Annotated in this window: 16 protein-coding genes and 1 riboswitch; of the genes, 10 read left to right on the top strand and 6 right to left on the bottom strand. The window is 73.0% G+C overall.

All coding sequences use genetic code 11. From position 1 onward, the window contains the following. Positions 1-104 precede the first annotated feature (104 nt). Together ACF1A5_RS25260 and ACF1A5_RS25255 are read right to left on the bottom strand one after the other, a co-directional pair. Complete coding sequence (locus ACF1A5_RS25260; protein ID WP_392195141.1) at positions 105-1,067, bottom strand: sucrase ferredoxin; 963 nt, start codon at positions 1,065-1,067, stop codon at positions 105-107. A gap of 54 nt (positions 1,068-1,121) precedes the next feature. After that, positions 1,122-2,381: a citrate/2-methylcitrate synthase gene (locus ACF1A5_RS25255; RefSeq protein WP_392195140.1), complete on the bottom strand. Its 1,260-nt coding sequence runs from the start codon at positions 2,379-2,381 to the stop codon at positions 1,122-1,124. Positions 2,382-2,477: 96 nt separating this feature from the next. Between ACF1A5_RS25255 and ACF1A5_RS25250 the strand changes: the two genes are divergently transcribed. Further along, complete coding sequence (locus ACF1A5_RS25250) at positions 2,478-3,641, top strand: citrate synthase/methylcitrate synthase (RefSeq protein WP_392195139.1); 1,164 nt, start codon at positions 2,478-2,480, stop codon at positions 3,639-3,641. A 238-nt stretch (positions 3,642-3,879) separates the two neighbouring features. Further along, the gene (locus ACF1A5_RS25245; RefSeq protein ID WP_392195224.1) at positions 3,880-5,124 is read left to right on the top strand and encodes a CobW family GTP-binding protein; all 1,245 of its coding nucleotides are present in this window, start codon (positions 3,880-3,882) and stop codon (positions 5,122-5,124) included. Between the two features lie 31 nt (positions 5,125-5,155). Here the strand turns inward: ACF1A5_RS25245 and ACF1A5_RS25240 are convergent, their stop codons facing one another. Then, complete coding sequence (locus ACF1A5_RS25240; RefSeq protein WP_392195138.1) at positions 5,156-7,606, bottom strand: DNA topoisomerase (ATP-hydrolyzing) subunit A; 2,451 nt, start codon at positions 7,604-7,606, stop codon at positions 5,156-5,158. 336 nt (positions 7,607-7,942) lie between these two features. Here ACF1A5_RS25240 and ACF1A5_RS25235 point away from each other — a divergent pair, with 336 nt between their 5' ends. The 4 genes from ACF1A5_RS25235 to ACF1A5_RS25220 all read left to right on the top strand — a co-directional run bounded on the left by ACF1A5_RS25235 (position 7,943) and on the right by ACF1A5_RS25220 (position 12,784). Then, a complete protein-coding gene (locus tag ACF1A5_RS25235) occupies positions 7,943-9,310 on the top strand; it encodes a M16 family metallopeptidase (RefSeq protein ID WP_392195137.1) in 1,368 nt (455 codons plus the stop codon). Beyond that, complete coding sequence (locus ACF1A5_RS25230; RefSeq protein ID WP_392195136.1) at positions 9,307-10,695, top strand: M16 family metallopeptidase; 1,389 nt, start codon at positions 9,307-9,309, stop codon at positions 10,693-10,695. The genes ACF1A5_RS25235 and ACF1A5_RS25230 overlap by 4 nt, the downstream gene beginning before the upstream one ends. 247 nt (positions 10,696-10,942) lie before the next feature. Further along, a riboswitch (cyclic di-AMP (ydaO/yuaA leader) is annotated at positions 10,943-11,103 on the top strand. 13 nt (positions 11,104-11,116) lie between these two features. Beyond that, positions 11,117-11,887 carry a M23 family metallopeptidase gene (locus tag ACF1A5_RS25225; RefSeq protein WP_392195135.1) on the top strand — a complete coding sequence of 257 codons (771 nt, stop codon included), beginning with the start codon at positions 11,117-11,119 and terminating at the stop codon, positions 11,885-11,887. Between the two features lie 201 nt (positions 11,888-12,088). Then, positions 12,089-12,784, top strand: coding sequence for a GntR family transcriptional regulator (locus ACF1A5_RS25220; protein WP_392195134.1), 696 nt, complete (start codon positions 12,089-12,091; stop codon positions 12,782-12,784). A 232-nt stretch (positions 12,785-13,016) separates the two neighbouring features. Here ACF1A5_RS25220 and ACF1A5_RS25215 read toward each other — a convergent pair whose 3' ends face one another. Continuing rightward, positions 13,017-13,298 (bottom strand): HPr family phosphocarrier protein, encoded by a 282-nt coding sequence (locus ACF1A5_RS25215; RefSeq protein ID WP_392195133.1) that lies wholly within the window; start codon positions 13,296-13,298, stop codon positions 13,017-13,019. 247 nt (positions 13,299-13,545) lie between these two features. Here ACF1A5_RS25215 and ACF1A5_RS25210 point away from each other — a divergent pair, with 247 nt between their 5' ends. From ACF1A5_RS25210 to ACF1A5_RS25195, 4 genes are read left to right on the top strand one after another with little or no spacing between them, the layout of a single operon-like run. Continuing rightward, positions 13,546-16,479, top strand: a complete 2,934-nt coding sequence (locus ACF1A5_RS25210) for a GNAT family N-acetyltransferase (RefSeq protein WP_392195132.1) — start codon at positions 13,546-13,548, stop codon at positions 16,477-16,479. 53 nt (positions 16,480-16,532) lie between these two features. Continuing rightward, on the top strand, positions 16,533-17,129 hold the full coding sequence (locus ACF1A5_RS25205) for a DUF5998 family protein (protein WP_392195223.1): 597 nt from the start codon (positions 16,533-16,535) through the stop codon (positions 17,127-17,129). Continuing rightward, the gene (locus tag ACF1A5_RS25200) at positions 17,129-18,319 is read left to right on the top strand and encodes an alkaline phosphatase family protein (protein ID WP_392195131.1); all 1,191 of its coding nucleotides are present in this window, start codon (positions 17,129-17,131) and stop codon (positions 18,317-18,319) included. Before ACF1A5_RS25205 ends, ACF1A5_RS25200 begins: the two co-directional genes overlap by 1 nt. 53 nt (positions 18,320-18,372) lie before the next feature. Beyond that, the gene (locus tag ACF1A5_RS25195; protein WP_392195130.1) at positions 18,373-19,023 is read left to right on the top strand and encodes a thymidine kinase; all 651 of its coding nucleotides are present in this window, start codon (positions 18,373-18,375) and stop codon (positions 19,021-19,023) included. 93 nt (positions 19,024-19,116) lie between these two features. Here the strand turns inward: ACF1A5_RS25195 and ACF1A5_RS25190 are convergent, their stop codons facing one another. After that, entirely contained in the window at positions 19,117-19,332 is a 216-nt protein-coding gene (locus ACF1A5_RS25190) for a DUF397 domain-containing protein (protein ID WP_392195129.1), read from the bottom strand. Then, a complete protein-coding gene (locus ACF1A5_RS25185) occupies positions 19,329-20,267 on the bottom strand; it encodes a helix-turn-helix domain-containing protein (RefSeq protein ID WP_392195222.1) in 939 nt (312 codons plus the stop codon). Before ACF1A5_RS25185 ends, ACF1A5_RS25190 begins: the two co-directional genes overlap by 4 nt. Between the last annotated feature and the right edge of the window lie 23 nt (positions 20,268-20,290).

The raw sequence follows: 20,290 nt of genomic DNA, 5'->3' as shown, positions 1-20,290 counted from the left end.
CGTCGGAGTGCGGGGGCCGCCCCAGGGGGTGTGGCGCGGATCTCGTGCCCCGTCGCCGGCCGACGGGACCGCGCGGGAGCCGGCCCCCGCGTGGTCCGACGGAGTCAGCCGGCGAGCCGAGCCGCCGTCAGTTCGCGCAGGGCCACCACGTCCATCCGGCCGGGCGTGCCCAGCACCGACGCGCCGCAGCTCTCGGGGCCGGGCGGCAGCGAGGCGCCCTGCGCCACGGACACCCGCCACCGGCGTCCGTCGGCATGGCCCACGGTCACCTCCCAGCGGGGCGCGAACCCTTCGGGGCCCACGACGGCCGGCTCGGTGCGCACGACGGTCAGCGCGTCCGCCCCGTCCTCGCCCGTCGCCGCGCGCACGGCCAGCTCGGCGGCCTGCGCGGGCCGCTCCCAGGCCGTGCGGCCCCGGCAGCCCTCGACCACGACCCGGCCCTCCCGCACGGCGTGCAGCACGTCCTTGACGGCGTGCGCCTCGGCCCGGCCGTAGGCGTATCCGTACGGCAGCACCAGCAGCGTGGGGGAGAAGCGGTGGCCGCCGAGGTGCGTGACCTCCCAGACGCCCTCGACTCCCGAGGCGGCGAGCTCGGTCGCCAGCGGACGGCCCAGCAGGGCGCAGCAGCGGTCGCGCTTGCCGTTGGTGCACACGAGGGCGAGCGGGTCGCCCGTGTGGGGCCGGCCCCCCAGAACCACGTCGAAGGAGTGGTGATCGCCCCGGCCCAGCGCGGCGAAGTCGAGGTCGAGCAGCCGTTCCGGGTCGGCGGTCAGGGCGCTGCGCAGCCACACCCTGCCCGGAACGGTGTGGGCGACGTACACCCGCCGCACGGACGGAGTACGGCGGTCGGCGTGCCGTCCGGGGCGGCGGATGAGCGCGACACGGACGCCCGTGTCCCGCGTGGCCCGCTCCAGCGCGCGGCCCACGGCGGGGTCCAGGTGGCTCGAAGTGAGCGCCTTGGCACCCCATGGGCCGGGCTGCTCCAGGAGCAGCCACGTCGTCGCCGTGGCCGCGGTGGCGGACAGCGGCTCGGCGTGATCCCGGGAGACGGTCGCGCACGTACTCACACAGGTGAGCCTAACCTGACTCGGAGCGGAGCGACGCCCGACCGTGCGGGTGATCTATTCCGGCAGCGGTTGCGGTGGCCGCGGTCCCACGTAGTGGCCACTCGGGCGCATGCGCAGCGGACGCTCCCCGTACTCCTCCAGGGCATGGGCGATCCAGCCCGCCGTCCGGGCCACGGCGAAGATCGTCTCGCCCGCGGTGTACGACATTCCGCTGGACGCGGTGAGCACGGCGAGCGCCAGGTCGACGTTGGCGTGCAGCGGGGCGCGGCGGGCCGCGGTGGCCTCGATGTCGCGGGCCGCCGCGAGGGCCGGGGCGGCGCCCGGGATGCCCTCCAGGATCTCGAACAGCGCACGCGCGCGCGGGTCCTCGCCCGGATAGAGGCGGTGGCCGAGCCCCGGGATGCGGCGGCCGTCCCGGAGCTCCTCCGCGATCACGGGGCCCGCCGAGCCACGGTCGAGCACCTCCAGCAGCAGCCGGTGGGCGAGCCCGCTGGCGGCGCCGTGCAGCGGGCCCTCGATCACGCCCAGCCCGGCGGAGACCGCCGCGTAGGCGTGCGCGCGGGCGGAGGCGGCGACGCGCACGGCGAGCGTCGAGGCGGCCAGATCGTGGTCGACGAGCAGGGCCAGCGCGGTGTCGAGGGCGCGCAGCGACACGTCGTCGGCGGGGCGGCCGCTCAGCCGCGCCCACAGGCGGTGAGCGAGCGGACCGTCGTCGTGGTGGTCCCCGAGGGCCGGCGGCAGCGCGGCGACGAGGGTGGGGATGAGGATGCGGGCGGTGCCGAGCACCGCGTCCTCAGAGAAGTCGAAGCGCAGCGGGTCCGCGGCCGCGGCGGCGATCGCGGCGACCCGCAGCCGGTCGGTGGGCCCGGCGTGCTCGGGCAGGGCGTGCACGGCGCGGCGGGCGACGGCGACGGAGGCGGCGGGCGCGGTGAACGTGACACCGGGACGCAGCTGCCCCGTCCACAGCCACTCGGCGACCTCCTCGTACGTGTGCCGGGCGGCCAGCGCGGTCGCGTCGACGCCGCGGAAGTAGTACCGGTCCTTCTCGATGAGCGTGATGCGGGTGCGTACGGACAGTTCGCCGCCCGTGGCCGCCGAACCGCCGCCGCCCTCCCGCCTGTTGCGGCGGGCGAGCGTCTCGACCTCACGGGCGTCGAAGGTGCTGCCCCGGCCGCCCGGCGCACGCCGGCTGCTCAGCTGACCGCGGCTCACATAGGCGTACACGGTCTCGGGCTTCACACCGAGCAGTTCGGCCGTCTCCCTGGTGGTCAGCCGCCGCTCCGCGGAGCCGGGGGCGGGTTCTTGATCGCGCATGGGGCTCACGGTATCCGTCCGGTCGCGTATTGATTCAATCAATATTGACAGCTAATGAGTCAAGCATGGACAGTCGAATCAAGTTCAGGGAGGAACATGTCCAGCAACAGAGCCGCAGCCACGCTCGTCGACGTACCGAGGGGGCTCGCCGGAGTCGTGGTCACCGACACCCGAATCGGTGACGTCCGCGGACGCGAGGGCTTCTACCACTACCGGCAGTACTCGGCCGTCGAGCTGGCGCGGACGCGCCGCTTCGAGGACGTCTGGCACCTCTTGGTGCACGGGGAACTGCCCGCTCCGGAGGCGGGCGCCGCCTTCGCCGCACGGACCGCGGCGCTGCGCCGGCTGCCCGAGGAGGTCCGGGCCGCGCTGCCCGCCGTCGCGGCCGCGAGTGCCCGGTCCGGCCCGCTCGCCGCGATGCGCACGGCGCTGTCCGTGCTGGGCGCGGCGAAGGGCTTCCGCCCGGTGTACGACATCGACCCGGACCGGCGGCGCGAGGACACGCTGACGGCCTGCGCGGCCGTACCGACGCTGCTCACCGCGCTGCATCGGCTGGGAAAGGGTCTTGAGCCGGTCGAGCCGCGCGAGGACCTGTCGTACGCGGCGAACTACCTGTACATGCTGACGGGTTCCGAGCCGGACCCGGAGCGCGCCCGTGCGGTCGAGCAGTACTTGATCTCAACCATTGACCACGGATTCAACGCGTCAACCTTCACGGCGCGGGTCATCGCCTCGACGGGCGCCGATGTGGCGGCATGCCTGGTGGGGGCAGTCGGCGCCCTGTCCGGACCGCTCCACGGCGGCGCGCCCAGCCGGGCACTGGACACCCTCGACGCCATCGGCACGCCCGACCGCATCGACCCCTGGATCCGGGAACGCGTCCTCGCGGGCGAGCGCATCATGGGTTTCGGTCATGCGGTCTACCGCACCGAGGACCCCCGCTCCCGCATGCTCCGGGAGACGGCCCGGCGCTTCGGCGGCCCGCGCGTCGAGTTCGCCGTCGAGGTGGAACGCCGGGTGGAGGCGATCCTGGCCGAACTGAAACCGGGCCGCGAACTGCACACGAACGTGGAGTTCTACGCGGGCGTGGTCATGGAACTCTGCGGTCTGCCCCGCGAGATGTTCACCCCGACCTTCGCCGCGGGACGGGTGGTGGGCTGGAGCGCGAACATCCTCGAACAGGCGGAGGACTCGAAGATCATCCGCCCGGTCGCGCGGTACGTCGGACCTCGGGCGCCCGTGACGGTGCCGGCGGCCTGAACGGCGGCCGGTCCGCAGTGGCGGCGGCAGCGAGGGGCGCACGGCCCGGCGCCATGTCCGACGTCGCCCCGCGCGAGCTGCTGACGATCGTCCACTCCGGCGGGTTTCCCGCGGCTCGTATCCTGTGTCGGCATTCAGTGTTGGTCCGCGCGTCACAGGTGCGAGCCGGGGCGCGCGTCGGCGTGAGAGAGGTCGCACGGTGAGTGAGCCGAGCCCGCGTACGGGGCCCACCCCGCGTCTGCCGAGTCCGAGTGCGGGCACCCGACCGGATCCCCGCACGAGTACCCGGCAGATCCCGGTCGTCGTGCTCGCCGGATTCCTCGGTTCGGGCAAGACCACGCTGCTCAACCATCTGCTGCACCACAGCGGCGGCAGCCGCATCGGCGCGATCGTCAACGACTTCGGCGCCATCGAGATCGACGCCATGGCGGTCGCGGGCGCGCTCGGGGACTCCACCGTCTCCCTCGGCAACGGATGCCTGTGCTGCGCCGTCGACGCCAGTGAGCTCGATCTGTATCTGGACCGGCTCACCGCGCCCGCCGCCGGGATCGACGTCGTCGTCATCGAGGCCAGTGGGCTCGCCGAGCCGCAGGAGCTGGTCCGCATGGTGCTGGCCAGCGAGAACCCCGCGGTCGTCTACGGCGGCCTGGTCGAGGTGGTCGACGCCGCGGAGTTTTACGGCACCCGGGCGCGGCACCCCGAGATCGACCGCCACCTCGCGCTCGCCGACCTCGTCGTCGTCAACAAGGTCGACCGGGCCGACGACGGCGAGAAGCTGGTGGAGCTGGTGCGGTCCCTCGCCGACGGGGCCGCCGTCGTCCCGGCCCGCTACGGCCGCGTCGACCCCGAGTTCCTCTTCGACTGCCGCCCCGCCGGGGAGCGCGTCGGGCAGCTCTCGTTCGACGATCTGCACGACGACCCGCCGCACGAGTGCGCGGAGCCCGCCCCCGCCGGGCACCTGCACACCGGCTACGACAGCCTCTCCTTCACCTCCGACCTGCCCCTGGACCCCCGCCGGCTGATGCGGTTCCTCGACAGCCGCCCCGACGGGCTCTACCGGATCAAGGGCTACGTCGGATTCGGCCCCCACGACCCGCGCAACCGGTACGCCGTGCACGCCGTCGGCCGGTTCCTGCGCTTCTACCCCGAGCCCTGGCCGGCCGGCGACCCGCGCCGCACCCAACTCGTCCTCATCGGCTCCGCCATCGACACCGAGGCCCTCGGCAAGGAGCTGGAGGCGTGCGGGAACGACGCCCCGCACGCCGACGAGCACGGCATGTGGGGCGTCCTGCGCTACGTACGGGACCCCGACCAGCGGGAGGTACAGGACCCCGACGAGGCCGTGCCCGGTGCCGTGCCCGTGCCCGATCCCGGTGCCGGTGCCGGTGCCGGGCCGGATCCCGGTGCCGAGCCGGTGCCAGGGCCCGGGCCGGGATCCGTGGGGCAGCACTCCCGCCCCACGGATCCCACGGACGCGCTCTAGGCGAGAGGCCCCGGACGCCGGCCCGGCGCGCCTAGACCGGCCCCGCCACCGCCGCGACCGTCTTCGCCAGCGACACGCCCGAGCCGTCGCGGCGCGGGTCCGTCTCCGGCAGCTCGGCCGGGGTGCCGTTCTTCTGCGCGGCCCGTGCCGGGGCGGGCCCCGCCCAGGCGAAGGACAGGCAGTCCTCGCCCTTGAGGAACCGCTGGCAGCGGACCCCGCCGGTCGCCCGGCCCTTGCGCGGGTACTGGTCGAACGGCGTCAGCTTGGCCGTGGTGTGGACCGAGTCGTCCAGCGTGCCGCGCGAGCCGGCCACCGTGAAGACGACCGCGTCCGCGGCCGGGTCGACGGCCGTGAACGAGATGACCTTGGCGCCCTCGGCGAGCTTGACGCCCGCCATACCGCCGGCCGGGCGGCCCTGCGGACGGACCTGCGCGGCCTGGTAGCGCAGCAACTGGGCGTCGTCGGTGATGAAGACCAGGTCCTCCTCGCCGGTGCGCAGCTCGACCGCGCCGACGATCCGGTCGCCCTCCCTGAGGGTGATGACCTCCAACTCGTCCTTGTTGGCCGGGTAGTCGGGCACCACACGCTTGACCACACCCTGCTCGGTGCCCAGCGCCAGGCCCGGCGAGGACTCGTCCAGGGTGGCCAGGCAGACCACGGTCTCGTCGTCCTCCAGGGAGACGAACTCGGCGAGCGGCGCGCCCCCGGAGAGGTTCGGCGCGGTCGCCGACTCCGGCAGCTGGGGCAGGTCCACGACGTTCAGCCGGAGCAGCCGGCCGGAGGAGGTCACCACGCCCACCTCGCCCCGGGCCGTCGCCGGGACCGCCGAGACGATCACGTCGTGCTTGTGGCGCCTGCCCTCGTGGGGCAGCGGCTCGTCGGTCATGGTGCGGGCCAGCAGGCCCGTCGAGGACAGCAGGACCCGGCACGGGTCGTCCGCGACCTGGAGGGACACGGCCGTGGCCGGGACGGCGCCCGCCTCCAGCAGCAGAGTCCGCCGGGGCGTGGCGAACTTCTTCGCCACCGCCGCCAGTTCGGCGGAGACCAGCTTGCGCAGCTCCGCGTCCGACTCCAGGATCCGGGTCAGCTCCTCGATCTCCGCGACGAGCCTGTCCTTCTCCGCCTCCAGCTCGATGCGGTCGAACTTGGTCAGACGGCGCAGCGGCGTATCGAGGATGTACTGGGTCTGGACGTCGCTCAGCGAGAAGCGCCGCATCAGGCGCTCCTTGGCCTGTGCGGAGTTCTCGCTGGAGCGGATCAGGCGGATCACCTCGTCGATGTCCACCAGCGCGGTGAGCAGGCCCTCGACCAGGTGCAGCCGGTCGCGCCGCTTGCCCCGGCGGTACTCGCTGCGCCGCCGCACCACCTCGAAGCGGTGGTCGAGGTAGACCTCCAGCAGCTCCTTCAGGCCCAGCGTCAGGGGCTGGCCGTCCACCAGCGCGACGTTGTTGATGCCGAAGGACTCCTCCATCGGCGTCAGCTTGTACAGCTGCTCCAGGACCGCCTCGGGCACGAAGCCGTTCTTGACCTCGATGACCAGGCGCAGGCCGTGTTCGCGGTCGGTGAGGTCCTTGACGTCGGCGATGCCCTGGATCTTCTTGGAGCCGACCAGGTCCTTGATCTTGGCGATCACCTTCTCCGGGCCGACCGTGAAGGGCAGCTCGGTCACGACGAGGCCCTTGCGGCGCGCCGTCACCGTCTCCACCGTGACCGTCGCGCGGATCCTGAAGGTGCCCCGGCCGCTCTCGTAGGCGTCGCGGATGCCGGACAGGCCCACGATCCGGCCGCCGGTGGGCAGATCGGGGCCCGGGACGTGCTTCATCAGGGCGTCCAGATCCGCGTTCGGATGGCGGATCAGGTGGCGGGCGGCCGCGACGACCTCGCCGAGGTTGTGCGGCGGCATGTTCGTGGCCATGCCGACCGCGATGCCCGACGCGCCGTTGACCAGCAGGTTCGGGAAGGCGGCGGGCAGGGCGACGGGCTCCCGCTCCTGGCCGTCGTAGTTCGGCGCGAAGTCGACCGTGTCCTCGTCGATCGACTCCGTCATCAGGCTCGTCGCCTCGGTCATGCGGCACTCGGTGTATCGCATGGCGGCGGGCGGGTCGTCGTTGCCCAGGGAGCCGAAGTTGCCGTGGCCGTCGACCAGGGGCACCCGCATGGAGAAGGGCTGCGCCATGCGCACCAGGGCGTCGTAGATCGACGCGTCGCCGTGCGGGTGGAGCTTGCCCATGACCTCGCCGACGACGCGGGCGCACTTCACGTAGCCGCGTTCGGGGCGCAGGCCCATCTCGTTCATCTGGTAGACGATGCGGCGGTGGACCGGCTTGAGGCCGTCCCGGGCGTCCGGCAGGGCGCGCGAGTAGATGACCGAGTACGCGTACTCGAGGAAGGAGCCCTGCATCTCGTCGACGACGTCGATGTCGAGGATCCTCTCCTCGTACGGCTCGTCGGGCGGCGGGGTCTTCGTGCTGCGGCGGGCCATCGCTGCCGGCTCCTTGCTGAGCGTTGACGGGATCTGACGCGGACCATTGTGGACCGCGCGACTGACAGTGCGGACCAGGACCCGGCACCCGCCGCTTCACCCGGGGTCCCGAGAGGCCTTCGGAGCCACCCTCGGGCGGTGGCGAAGCGACGGTTGCGGCACCCGCGGGGCGCGCGCGGCGCGGCACCCCGTTCCCGCTTCCGGCCTGCCGTCCCGTTCTCGCTCTCGGCGTACGACCTCCGGGAACTTCGCCAGGCGTCCGCGCGCTTGCATACAGTGGCAGGACGGCAGGAAAACGGCGGTTTCAAGACCGCCACCGCGATCGAAGGGACCTACATGCCCAAGGGTCACACGGCCACAGCCGAGGCAGGCTCCGGCGGCCTGACAGCGACCGAGCACCGCCTGGCCAACGGCCTGCGCGTGGTGCTCTCCGAGGACCACCTGACCCCGGTCGCGGCGGTGTGCCTCTGGTACGACGTCGGCTCCCGCCACGAGGTCAAGGGACGTACCGGTCTGGCTCACCTTTTCGAGCACTTGATGTTCCAGGGCTCCGCGCAGGTGAAGGGAAACGGCCACTTCGAGCTGGTGCAGGGCGCGGGCGGCTCGCTGAACGGCACCACCAGCTTCGAGCGCACCAACTACTTCGAGACCATGCCCGCCCACCAGCTGGAGCTCGCGCTCTGGCTGGAGGCCGACCGCATGGGCTCGCTGCTCGCGGCCCTCGACGAGGAGTCGATGGAGAACCAGCGGGACGTCGTCAAGAACGAGCGCCGCCAGCGCTACGACAACGTTCCGTACGGCACCGCGTTCGAGAGGCTCACCGCGCTCGCCTACCCGGCCGGCCACCCCTACCACCACACGCCCATCGGCTCGATGGCCGACCTCGACGCGGCCACCCTGGAGGACGCGCGCGCGTTCTTCCGCACGTACTACGCGCCCAACAACGCCGTCCTGTCCGTGGTGGGCGACATCGACCCCGAGCGGACGCTCGCCTGGATCGAGAAGTACTTCGGCTCCATCGCCTCGCACGACGGCAAGCCGCAGCCCCGCGACGGCTCCCTGCCCGAGGTCATCGGCGAGCAGCTGCGCGAGGTCGTCGAGGAAGAGGTCCCGGCGCGGGCGCTGATGGCCGCCTACCGGCTGCCGCACGACGGCACGCGCGCGTGCGACGCGGCGGACCTGGCCCTGACCGTCCTGGGCGGCGGGGAGTCCTCCCGCCTCTACAACCGGCTGGTGCGCCGGGACCGTACGGCCGTCGCGGCCGGGTTCGGCCTGCTGCGGCTGGCCGGCGCGCCCTCCCTGGGCTGGCTGGACGTGAAGACCTCCGGTGACGTCGAGGTCCCGGTCATCGAGGCCGCCATCGACGAGGAGCTCGCCCGGTTCGCCGAGGAGGGCCCGACGGCCGAGGAGATGGAGCGCGCCCAGGCCCAGCTGGAGCGCGAGTGGCTGGACCGGCTCGGCACCGTCGCGGGCCGCGCCGACGAACTGTGCCGCTACGCCGTCCTGTTCGGCGACCCGCAGCTCGCGCTCACCGCCGTGCACCGCGTGCTGGAGATCACGCCCGAGGAGGTCCAGGAGGTCGCCAAGGCCCGCCTGCGCTCCGACAACCGCGCGGTGCTCGTCTACGAGCCGGTCGCGGCCGAGACCGAGACCGGGGGCGCGGACGCCGCGGACACCGACGACACCGAGGAGGCGGCGAAGTGACCGAGCTCGCCACGATGGAGTTCCACCCCCGGCCGCAGGCGGGCGAGGCCAGGCCGTGGGCGTTCCCGGCCCCTGAGCGCGAGACGCTGGACAACGGTCTGACGGTGCTGCGCTGCCACCGTCCCGGCCAGCAGGTCGTCGCCGTCGAGGTGCTGCTGGACGCGCCTTTGGAGGCGGAGCCGGCGGGCCTGGACGGCGTCGCCACGATCATGGCGCGGGCCTTCTCCGAGGGCACCGACAAGCACTCCGCCGAGGAGTTCGCCGCCGAGCTGGAGCGTGCCGGCGCCACGCTCGACGCGCACGCCGACCACCCCGGCGTCCGCCTGAGCCTGGAGGTCCCGGCGTCGCGCCTGGCCAAGGGGCTCGGTCTCCTGTCCGACGCGCTGCGGGCCCCCGCCTTCGCCGAGAGCGAGGTCGAGCGGCTGGTGCGCAACCGGCTCGACGAGATCCCGCACGAGCTGGCGAACCCGTCCCGCCGCGCCGCCAAGGAGCTCTCCAAGGAGCTGTTCCCGGCCTCCTCGCGCATGTCGCGCCCGCGCCAGGGCACCGAGGAGACGGTCCGGGCCATCGACTCTGCGGCGGTCCGCGCCTTCTACGACCACCACGTCCGCCCCGCGACGGCCACCACCGTGGTCGTCGGCGACCTCACCGGCATCGACCTCGACGCGCTGCTCGGCGAGACCCTGGGCGCGTGGAGCGGCTCGCAGGCCAAGCCGCGGCCCGTGCCGCCGGTCACCGCCGACGACACCGGCCGCGTGGTGATCGTGGACCGCCCGGGCGCCGTCCAGACGCAGTTGCTCATCGGCCGTATCGGCCCCGACCGGCACGACCGCGTGTGGCCCGCCCAGGTGCTCGGCACCTACTGCCTCGGCGGCACCCTCACCTCCCGTCTGGACCGCGTCCTGCGCGAGGAGAAGGGCTACACCTACGGCGTGCGGGCGTTCGGCCAGGTGCTGCGCTCCGCTCCCGACGGCACGGGCGCCTCGATGCTCGCGATCAGCGGCTCCGTCGACACCCCGAACACCGGCCCGGCGCTGGGGGACCTGTTCGCGGTGCTGCGCAAGCTCGCCGCCGACGGTCTGACCGACGCCGAGCGGGACGTAGCCGTGCAGAACCTGGTCGGCGTGGCGCCGCTCAAGTACGAGACGGCGGCGGCCGTGGCGGGCACGCTGGCCGACCAGGTCGAGCAGCACCTGCCCGACGACTACCAGGCGACTCTGTACCAGCAGCTCGCCGCGACCGGCACGGTGGAGGCGACCGCGGCGGTCGTCAACGCCTTCCCGGTGGACCGCCTGGTGACCGTCCTCGTCGGTGACGCGGCGCAGATCAAGGAGCCGGTCGAGGCCCTCGGCATCGGTCAAGTCGACGTCGTGGCAGCCGAGTAGACGGCCGCGGCGCCCGCACGGCGCGGGTCCGCGCCCACCCGCGCGGGCGGCCGGCGAGCGGTATGCGTGAGGGAGCCCCGGTGGCCGGAGTGTCACCGGGGCTCCCTGATGTCCGAATTGAGGGAGAGGCTGCCTTTCTGCCCTGTGTCCTGCGCTACAAAACCCACCATTCGTTTGGGATTTGAAAGCGGGCCCGTTTAGCGTCGGTCCGGCTGTCCGTCAGGCAACGCGCCGCGCCCGCGGCACCGGACCGTCATCGCCGAGTCCCCGTACGGCGCGAGCCAGGGGAGCCGGGGACCCACCGTCCCTGGGGTGAATCGGACGCCCGCGCGTGCCGCGAGGGGGTCCGTAGGAGACCTTCCTGCTCCGAACCCGTCAGCTAACCCGGTAGGCGAGAAGGAAGGAAAGGAACAGCGTCTGCATGGCGTTCACCCGCGCCACCGGGAAGCACCGTCGTCCCAGCCGGATGCACCGCACCACCGCACGCGCGGTGGGCGTCGCCGCCCTCACCACCTCCGGCGTCCTCGGCACTCTCTCCGCCGCCCCGGCCCTGGCCGCCGAGACGCCCGCTCCTGAGGACACCGGTCTCACCCCGGTCATCACCATCGGTGACTCCGTCGCCGAGAAGATCGACGCCCAGGCCGTCGCCCAGCACCGGGCCGCCGCCCAGAAGCAGGCCGAGGAGGCCGCGCGCGAGAAGGCCGCCGAGCAGGCGCGCAAGGCCCGCGAGGCGGCGCGTGAGGCCAAGGAGCGCGCGGCCCGCGCGGCCGAGCGCAAGCGCCTCAACACCTTCGTGGCGCCGATCAACGGCTCCTACGTCTCCACCGGGTACAAGACCGGCGGCACCCTGTGGTCGTCCGGCTCCCACACCGGCATCGACTTCCACGCCTCCAGCGGCACCGCCGTCCACGCGGTCGGCACGGGCACCGTCGTGAACACGGGCTGGGGCGGGGCGTACGGCAACCAGGTCGTGATCCGGATGGCCGACGGCATGTACACCATGTACGGCCACCTGTCGTCCATCGGCGTCTCGGTGGGCCAGAAGGTCGTGCCGGGTCAGCAGATCGGGCTCTCCGGCGCCACCGGCAACGTGACCGGACCGCACCTGCACTTCGAGGCCCGCACCACTCCCGAGTACGGCTCCGACATCGACCCCGTCGCCTACCTGCGCAAGCACGGCGTCGACGTCTGACGCGGCCCCGGCGCCGCCCGCCTCCCGCACATCCGAAGCCCCGGCTCTCGCAGCCGGGGCTTTCGGCGTTTCGGATGCCCCGCTGTCCAAAAAAACTCCATGGATTCCGGCCCGCCGTCGGAAATTCCGGCTCATTGCAATAGAGTCACGGAACGGGCGTCCATCGTCGGCGTTTCACGGGGATTAAGGCGGAGGTCGGTCATGCGTATTCCGGCGCACTCGGTGTGCACGGCGATCCGGGACGACATCGTCGCAGGCGTCCATGAGCGCGGCAGCCGGCTCACCGAGGAAGTCCTCGCGCGCCGCTACGGCGTCTCGCGCGTCCCCGTGCGCGAGGCCCTGCGCACCCTGGAGGCCGAGGGTTTCGTGGTGACCCGGCGGCACGCGGGCGCGTGCGTGGCCGAGCCGACCGAGCAGGAGGCGGCGGACCTGCTGGAGATGCGGATGCTCCTGGAGCCGCTCGGCGCCGCCCGGGCGGCCCAGCGCCGTACCGAGGCCCATCTGAAGGTCCTGCGCGGCCTGGTCAGACTGGGCCAGGAGCGGGCCCGCAGGGGCAGCAGCGAGGACCTGCGCTCCCTGGGCGGCTGGTTCCACGAGACGCTCGCCCAGGCCTCCGGCAGCCCCGCGCTTACCTCGATGCTGACCCAGTTGCGGCACAAGATCTCCTGGATGTACACGGTCGCGGCGCCGGCCGATCCGGTGGAGTCCTGGGTGGAGCACGGCGCCATCGTGGACGCCGTCGCGCGGGGCGACGGCGAGCGGGCTCGGACGGTCACCGCCGTGCACACCGAGCGCGCGACGGCCGCGCACCGGCTGCGTCCGCCCGGCGCCGCGCCCCGCGCCGACCGTGTGAGGACTTCGCAACATCCCCTAAACACATCGGGCCCGCGGTATTAACACGAGCGCCGTATACAAAGAAGGGATATTTGGTCGAGGTGTATTTCGGCTGCCCTTTTTCAGTGACCCCGGGAATTTCCGCTCGGCGTGCCCCGAGGGGTGAGCGCCGTCCCAGGAAGAGTGTCCACGCCAATTCCGTCGGACCCGCCGAAACGCCGGGTGGACCCGCCGGAGCGAAAGAGGCCGCGCCGCCCGGAAAGGGCGACGCGGCCTCCTGTGCGCGGTGAGGCGGTCAGACCGTCTCGGGGAGTTCCTCGAGCCCCTCGGAGACCAGCTTGGCCAGCCGGTCGAGGGCGATCTCCGCGCCCTCGGCGTCGGAGGCCAGGACGACCTCCTCGCCGCCTTGGGCGCCGAGGCCGAGGACGGCCAGCATGGAGGCCGCGTTGACGGGGGTGCCGTCGGCCTTGGCGATCGTCACGGGGACCCCTGCGGCCGTGGCGGCCCGGACGAAGATGGAAGCGGGGCGGGCGTGGAGGCCCTCGGCCCAGCCGACGTTGACGCGGCGCTCAGCCATGTGATGCTGCCCTTCAGGTGTTCAGGGTTGTCTAGACCAGTTTTCCATATGGTGCGGCGCGCTCCCGGAGCGGTCCGGTGTTCCGGACCCGGGAGGACGTCGGGCCGCGGCCTCGGCCCGACATGTGCCTTCCACAGACTGCCTCGCGCCGTGGCCGTTGCGCCAGGGCGCGCCGTGCGGACGCGGACCGCACCGGCCCGGGTCCGCACTGATCCGAAAGGAAGATCCTGGCCGTACTCTGGGGCCCATGCAGAGCTCGTCGGACCGGCATGTGTACCCCGCCCACTGGGAGGCCGACGTGGTGCTGCGCGACGGCGGCACCGCACGGATCCGCCCCATCACCGTCGACGACGCCGACCGCCTGGTCAGCTTCTACGAGCAGGTGTCGGACGAGTCGAAGTACTACCGCTTCTTCGCGCCCTACCCACGCCTGTCCGCGAAGGACGTCCGCCGCTTCACGCACCACGACTTCGTGGACCGGGTGGGCCTGGCGGCCACGGTGGGCGGCGAGTTCATCGCCACCGTGCGTTACGACCGCATCGGCGCCGACGGCATGGCCGCGACCGGCCCCTCCGACGAGGCCGAGGTCGCCTTCCTCGTGCAGGACGCGCACCAGGGGCGCGGGGTCGCCTCCGCCCTCCTGGAGCACATCGCCGCCGTCGCGCGCGAGCGCGGCATCCGGCGCTTCACCGCCGAGGTGCTGCCCGCCAACAACAAGATGATCAAGGTGTTCACGGACGCCGGCTACACCCAGAAGCGCAGCTTCGAGGACGGCGTCGTCCACCTGGAGTTCGGCATCGAGCCGACGGACCGCTCGCTGGCGGTGCAGCGTGCCCGGGAACAGCGCGCCGAGGGCCGGTCGGTACGGCGCCTGCTTGCGCCCGGGTCGGTCGCCGTCGTCGGAGTCGGCCGCACCCCCGGCGGCGTGGGCCGCAGCATCCTCGGCAACATCCGCGACGCCGGGTTCACCGGCCGCCTGTACGCCGTGAACAGCGCCTTCGCCGAGGACCTGCGGGAGATCGACGGGGTGCCCGCGCACCGCTCGGTGCGGGAGATCGACTCCCCGGTCGACATCGCGGTCGTCGCCGTGCCCGCCGACCACGTCCCCGAGGTCGTCACCGAGTGCGGCGAGCACGGCGTGCAGGGGCTCGTCGTGGTCTCCGCCGGATACGCGGAGAGCGGCCCCGACGGACGCGAGCGCCAGCGCGCCCTCGTGCGGCACGCGCGCGCGTACGGCATGAGGATCATCGGGCCCAACGCCTTCGGCGTCATCAACACCTCGCCCGGCGTCCGGCTGAACGCCTCCCTCGCGCCCCGGATGCCCCGGCCCGGCCGCATCGGGCTGTTCGCGCAGTCCGGCGCCATCGGCATCGCGCTGCTCTCCCGGCTGCACCGGCGCGGCGGGGGCGTCACCGGCGTCACGGGCGTGTCGACGTTCGTGTCGTCCGGCAACCGGGCCGACGTCTCCGGCAACGACGTCCTGCAGTACTGGTACGACGACCCCGACACCGACGTCGCCCTGATGTACCTGGAGTCCATCGGCAACCCGCGCAAGTTCACCCGGCTCGCCCGGCGCACCGCCGCGGCGAAGCCGCTGGTGGTCGTCCAGGGCTCCGGCAGCGGCCCGCAGGGGCACACCGTGCGGGCGACGCGGCTGCCGCACGCCACGGTGTCCGTGCTGCTCCGGCAGGCCGGGGTGATCCGCGTGGACACGATCACCGAACTGGTCGACACGGGCCTGCTGCTCGCCCGGCAGCCGCTGCCCGCCGGGGCGCGCGTGGCGATCCTCGGCAACTCCGAGTCGCTCGGCGTGCTGACGTACGACCGCTGTCTCGCCGAAGGGCTGCGTCCGCAGCGTCCCGTGGACCTGACGACGGCGGCCTCGGCGGAGGACTTCCGCGCGGCGCTGGCCCGGGTGCTCGCCGACGACACCTGCGACGCGGTGGTCGTGACGGCGATCCCGGCCGTGGGGGAGGGGGCCGCCGAGGACGCCGCCCTGGCCGAGGCGCTGCGGTCGGCGGCGGAGACGGTGCCCGGCAAGCCGGTGCTGGTGGTCCACGTCGAGCTGGGCGGACTCGCGGAGGCACTGTCGGCCGCGGCCAGCACCGGCCCGCAGGCCGGGCCCGACGCCGGCTCACAGTCCGGCCCGGAGGCCGGTGCGCAGGCCGGACCCGGCACCGCCCCGCACGCCGCCCGGGACACCGCCCCGCAGCCCGGCCCGGACACCCGCAGGCCCCCCGCCGCGGCGCCCGGAGCGGGCGCGGAGCCCGCCGCCCCGGCCCCCGAAACCCCGGCACCCGGGGCCTCCGGCACCTGCTCCCGCCTGATCCCCGCCTATCCCGCCGCCGAGCGAGCCGTACGGGCCCTCGCCGAGGCGGTCAGGTACGCCCAGTGGCGGCGCGATGCCGCCGACCCGGGCAAGGTGCCCGAGTACGACGACATCGACGAGAAGGGCGCCGCCCGGCTGATCGACGGCCTGCTCGCGCGCGGACAGGGGCTCACCCTCGGAGCCGAGGAGACCGGCGAGCTGCTCGGCCGCTACGGCATCGACGTCCGCCGGGCCCTGCCCGCGTCGACTCCCGACGCCGCCGCCGAGGCGGCCCGCTCGCTCGGCTACCCCGTCGCCCTCAAGGCCACCGCCCCCCACCTGCGCCACCGCGCCGACCTCGGCGGCGTACGCCTGGACCTCGCCGACGAGGAGCAACTGCGCCGAGCGTACGCGGAGTTGACCGAGCTGTTCGGCAAGCCCGAGGAGCTGCGGCCGGTGGTGCAGGGCATGGCACCCAGGGGCGTCGACACCGTCGTACGGGCCGTGATCGACCCGGCGGCCGGCGCGGTGCTCTCCTTCGGGCTCGCCGGGGCCGCCTCACAGCTGCTCGACGACATGGCCCACCGCCTGGTCCCCGTCACCGACCGGGACGCCACCTCGATGCTCCGGTCCATCCGCATGGCGCCGCTGCTGTTCGGCTGGCGCGGCTCCGCGCCGGTCGACAGCCCCGCGCTGACCGAGCTGCTGCTGCGCGTGTCCCGGCTGGTCGACGACCACCCGGAGGTCGTCGCCGTCACTCTGGAGCCCGTCGTCGTGGCCCCGCGCGGACTGAGCGTGCTGGGCGCCGGCATCCGCCTCGCGCACCCGCCCGCCCGCGGCGACCTCGGCCCGCGGACCCTCCCGGCGTACTGAGCCGCGTTTCCCCGGCCCGCGGCGGTGCCTCGCAGTCAGTGCGCCCCCGTAGGATGGGCGGCATGGCCAAGACCAGTACGACGACCCAGGGGCTGCGGGCGGCGATCGAACGCAGTGGCTACTACCCGGCTCTCGTGGCCGAGGCGGTGGAGGCCGCCGTGGGCGGCGAGCCCGTCCGGTCGTACCTGGTCCATCAGGAGACCACGTTCGACCAGAACGAGGTGCGGCGGCACGTGACCGTGCTCGTCCTCACCGGCAACCGCTTCATCGTCAGCCACACCGACGAGCAGGCCGCCGACAGCACCTCCCCGACGCCGTACGCCACCACCTCGACGGAGTCGGTCAAGCTCGACCGGATCTCCTCGGTCGTGGTCAGCCGCGTGGTGGCCAACCCGGAGCAGTACACGCCGGGCACCCCGCCCCGCGAGGTCGTGCTCACCATCGGCTGGGGTGCCGTCTCCCGCATCGACCTGGAGCCGGCCGCCTGCGGCGACCCCAACTGCGACGCGGACCACGGCTACACGGGCAGCTCGACGGCGGACGACCTGAGCCTCCGCGTCAGCGAGGCCGGGGACGGCCCGGAGACGGTGCGCCAGGCGCTCGCCTTCGCGCAGGCCGTCTCCGAGGCGACCGCGGACCCGACCCGCTGATGGCCCAGCCCACCGCCTGGGACCACCCGGAGCCCCTGGCCGTCGAGTCCGCTCCCGTGCCGCAGTACGGATCCGGCTCGCTCGCCGACCTGCTGCCCACGCTCGCCGCCGGCATGGGCGTGCCCGACATGACCGCCGCGATCCAGGAGCTGACCCCGGCCGACCGCGCCTGCGTCTTCCTGATCGACGGACTCGGCTGGGAGCAGCTGCGGGCGCACCCCGAGGACGCGCCCTTCCTGACCTCGCTGCTCGGCAGCTCGCGCGGCGGCACCGGCCGTCCGATCACCGCCGGCTACCCGGCCACCACCGCCACCTCCCTCGCCTCCGTCGGCACCGGCCTGCCGCCGGGCGCCCACGGCCTGCCCGGCTACACCGTGCGCAATCCCGGCACCGGCGAGCTGATGAACCAGCTGCGCTGGCACCCGTGGGCGCCTCCGCGCCCCTGGCAGCCGTACCCCACGGTCTTCCAGCTGGCCCACGACGCCGGTGTGCACGCCGCCCAGGTGTCCTCCCCGACCTTCCAGAACACCCCGCTGACCAAGGTCGCGCTCAGTGGCGGAACGTTCCTCGGGCGGTTGACCGGGGAGGACCGCATGGACGTCGCGGCCCGCGAGCTCGCCGCCGCGGACCGGGCCCTGGTCTACACGTACTACTCCGAGCTCGACGGCGCGGGCCACCGCTACGGCGTCGACTCGGACACCTGGCGCGGCCAGCTCATGCACGTCGACCGGCTCGTCCAGCGCCTGGCCGAGCAGCTCCCGCCCCGCAGCGCGCTCTACGTCACCGCAGACCACGGCATGGTCGACATCCCGTTCGACGAGCAGCACCGCATCGACTTCGACGAGGACTGGGAGTTGAGCGCGGGCGTCGCCCTGCTCGGCGGCGAGGGACGCGCCCGGCACGTGTACGCGCACCGGGGCGCCGCGAACGACGTGCTGACCTGCTGGCGCGAGGTGCTCGGCGAGCAGTTCTGGGTCGCCTCGCGGGACGAGGCGATCGCGGCCGGCTGGTTCGGACCGCGGATCGACGACCGCGTCTACGAGCGCATCGGCGACGTGGTCGCGGCCGCCCGCGACGACGTGCTGCTCATCGCCTCGGAGCGGGAGCCCAAGGAGTCGTCGATGGTCGGCAACCACGGCTCGATGACCCCTGCCGAGCAGCTCGTCCCCCTGCTCGAAGTACGCTCCTGACGCCACCGCCCGCCGCCCCCTTCCGACCTCGCCCGAAAGGTGCTCGACTCCCCATGCCCGAGCTGGTGTTCTTCTCCGGAACGATGGACTGCGGGAAGTCGACACTGGCACTGCAGATCGAGCACAACCGCTCGGCGCGCGGGCTGGTGGGCCTGATCTTCACCCGTGACGACCGCGCCGGTGAGGGCAAGCTGTCCTCGCGCCTCGGACTGGTCACCGACGCGGTGGAGGTCGAGGACGGCGTGGACCTGTACGCCTACATCGTCGAGCACCTGTCGCAGGGCGGCCGGGCCGACTACGTCATCGCCGACGAGGCGCAGTTCCTCGACCCGGTGCAGATAGACCAGCTCGCCCGCGTGGTCGACGACCTGGACGTCGACGTCTACGCCTTCGGCATCACGACCGACTTCCGCTCCAAGCTGTTCCCCGGCTCGCAGCGCCTGGTGGAACTGGCCGACCGGGTCGAGGTCCTCCAGGTCGAGGCACTGTGCTGGTGCGGCGCCCGCGCCACGCACAACGCCCGCACGGTGGGCGGCGTCATGGTCGTCGAGGGCGCCCAGGTCGTCGTCGGCGACGTCAACCGGTCCGCCGACGAGATCGGCTACGAGGTGCTGTGCCGACGCCACCACCGCCGCCGCATGACAGCCGCCTCGGCCCACGCGGCGGTGCTGTCACCGGACGTCCTGCCGGTGTCCTCCGGCTGACCGGTGTCGTGACGCAGGGCCCGGCGACCGCCGACCTGAAAAGAGCCCTGCCGTCCGACAGGAGCGGACAGGGCTCTTGCGACCCCACGGGCGTCAGACGCGCCGCTCCCACGAGGCCGGCCCTACGAACCCCGCCCACGCCTCACGCGAAACCGTGAGCACGGGCCCGGCGACGGCCTTGGAGTCTCGGACGTGCACGGCAGCCGATCCGGCCGCAACCTCCACACACTGACCGCCCTCAGTTCCGCTGTAGCTGCTCTTGAACCAGGCGAGGCCGGATGCGGCGGTCGAGGACTCAGCGATCTTCATAGCGATCCAAGCAACCCTTCGATGAACTTCAATGACTCTCGCGGGCTGAGAGCCTGTGATCGGATAATCCCATAGCGTGCGGCGGCGAGAGCCGTCTGTTCCGGGTCGGTTTCAAGAGCGCTGGTCGCGTGTGTCTCGGCGTACACGAACTTCTTGCCGTCCTTGCGGGTGACGACCGTGAACGGTCCGTTCACACCCGCATTGTCCTCGCACTCGGTCGGCATGACCTGGACCTCGACGTTCTGCTTCTGGCCGACCAGGAGGATGAGTTCCAGTTGTCCCCGCACGACACCCTTGCCGCCGTACCGATGCCGCAAGACGGCCTCGTCCATCACGAAACTCAGCAGGGGCGCGGGGCGCCGGTCGAAGATGTCCTGCCTGGCCAGCCGAGCGGTCACCCGCTGCTCGACCGTTTCCGGTTCCAGGGGCGGGCGCCGCATGGCGAGCAACGCCCTCATGTACTCCTCCGTCTGGAGGAGGCCGTTGACGACATGCGTGTCGTACATGAGCAGCTCAAGGCACTCCTTCTCCAACGCCGCCATCCCCTGAAAGAACACCGGATACTGAGCCCGCTCCACCTGCTCCTTCCACAGGCACAGCAGCCCGCCCGCCTCCAGCACTTCGTCGGCCCGCTCGATCGTCCTGGGAGACGGAATCCTCCGCCCCTGCTCGAACGATGCGATCGTGGACGCCGAGTACCCGAGCCGCCTCCCCAACTCCTCGCGTTCCAGGCCCTCCCGCACCCGCAGAGTCTTCAGGGTCTGTCCGAACGCGAGGACGACGCCACGCCCGGCCTCGTCCTCCGGTCGCCGCCCTGCCCCGTCGTCGTTGTCCCAGCCGTCCCCGTGACTCACGACCGCTCCCACTCCGCTGTCGCTCCCACGCCCCCCGGTGACCGCCTCGGCCCCCGCCCCCACGCTCTCGCGCTCCGCCATGTCCATCACCGCCTCCTCGCCTC

Source organism: Streptomyces sp. NPDC014864 (assembly GCF_043081525.1).
Lineage (GTDB): Bacteria > Actinomycetota > Actinomycetes > Streptomycetales > Streptomycetaceae > Streptomyces.
This window is presented reverse-complemented; position numbering and strand designations above follow the sequence as displayed.

Coding starts and splice junctions, on each gene's coding strand:
- ACF1A5_RS25185 (WP_392195222.1), bottom strand. CDS start 20,267: ATGGCGGAGCGCGAGAGCGTGGGGGCGGGGGCCGAGGCGGTCACCGGG.
- ACF1A5_RS25250 (WP_392195139.1), top strand. CDS start 2,478: ATGTCCAGCAACAGAGCCGCAGCCACGCTCGTCGACGTACCGAGGGGG.
- ACF1A5_RS25195 (WP_392195130.1), top strand. CDS start 18,373: ATGCCCGAGCTGGTGTTCTTCTCCGGAACGATGGACTGCGGGAAGTCG.
- ACF1A5_RS25255 (WP_392195140.1), bottom strand. CDS start 2,381: ATGCGCGATCAAGAACCCGCCCCCGGCTCCGCGGAGCGGCGGCTGACC.
- ACF1A5_RS25220 (WP_392195134.1), top strand. CDS start 12,089: ATGCGTATTCCGGCGCACTCGGTGTGCACGGCGATCCGGGACGACATC.
- ACF1A5_RS25215 (WP_392195133.1), bottom strand. CDS start 13,298: ATGGCTGAGCGCCGCGTCAACGTCGGCTGGGCCGAGGGCCTCCACGCC.
- ACF1A5_RS25190 (WP_392195129.1), bottom strand. CDS start 19,332: ATGAAGATCGCTGAGTCCTCGACCGCCGCATCCGGCCTCGCCTGGTTC.
- ACF1A5_RS25210 (WP_392195132.1), top strand. CDS start 13,546: ATGCAGAGCTCGTCGGACCGGCATGTGTACCCCGCCCACTGGGAGGCC.
- ACF1A5_RS25200 (WP_392195131.1), top strand. CDS start 17,129: ATGGCCCAGCCCACCGCCTGGGACCACCCGGAGCCCCTGGCCGTCGAG.
- ACF1A5_RS25225 (WP_392195135.1), top strand. CDS start 11,117: ATGGCGTTCACCCGCGCCACCGGGAAGCACCGTCGTCCCAGCCGGATG.
- ACF1A5_RS25240 (WP_392195138.1), bottom strand. CDS start 7,606: ATGGCCCGCCGCAGCACGAAGACCCCGCCGCCCGACGAGCCGTACGAG.
- ACF1A5_RS25235 (WP_392195137.1), top strand. CDS start 7,943: ATGCCCAAGGGTCACACGGCCACAGCCGAGGCAGGCTCCGGCGGCCTG.
- ACF1A5_RS25205 (WP_392195223.1), top strand. CDS start 16,533: ATGGGCGGCATGGCCAAGACCAGTACGACGACCCAGGGGCTGCGGGCG.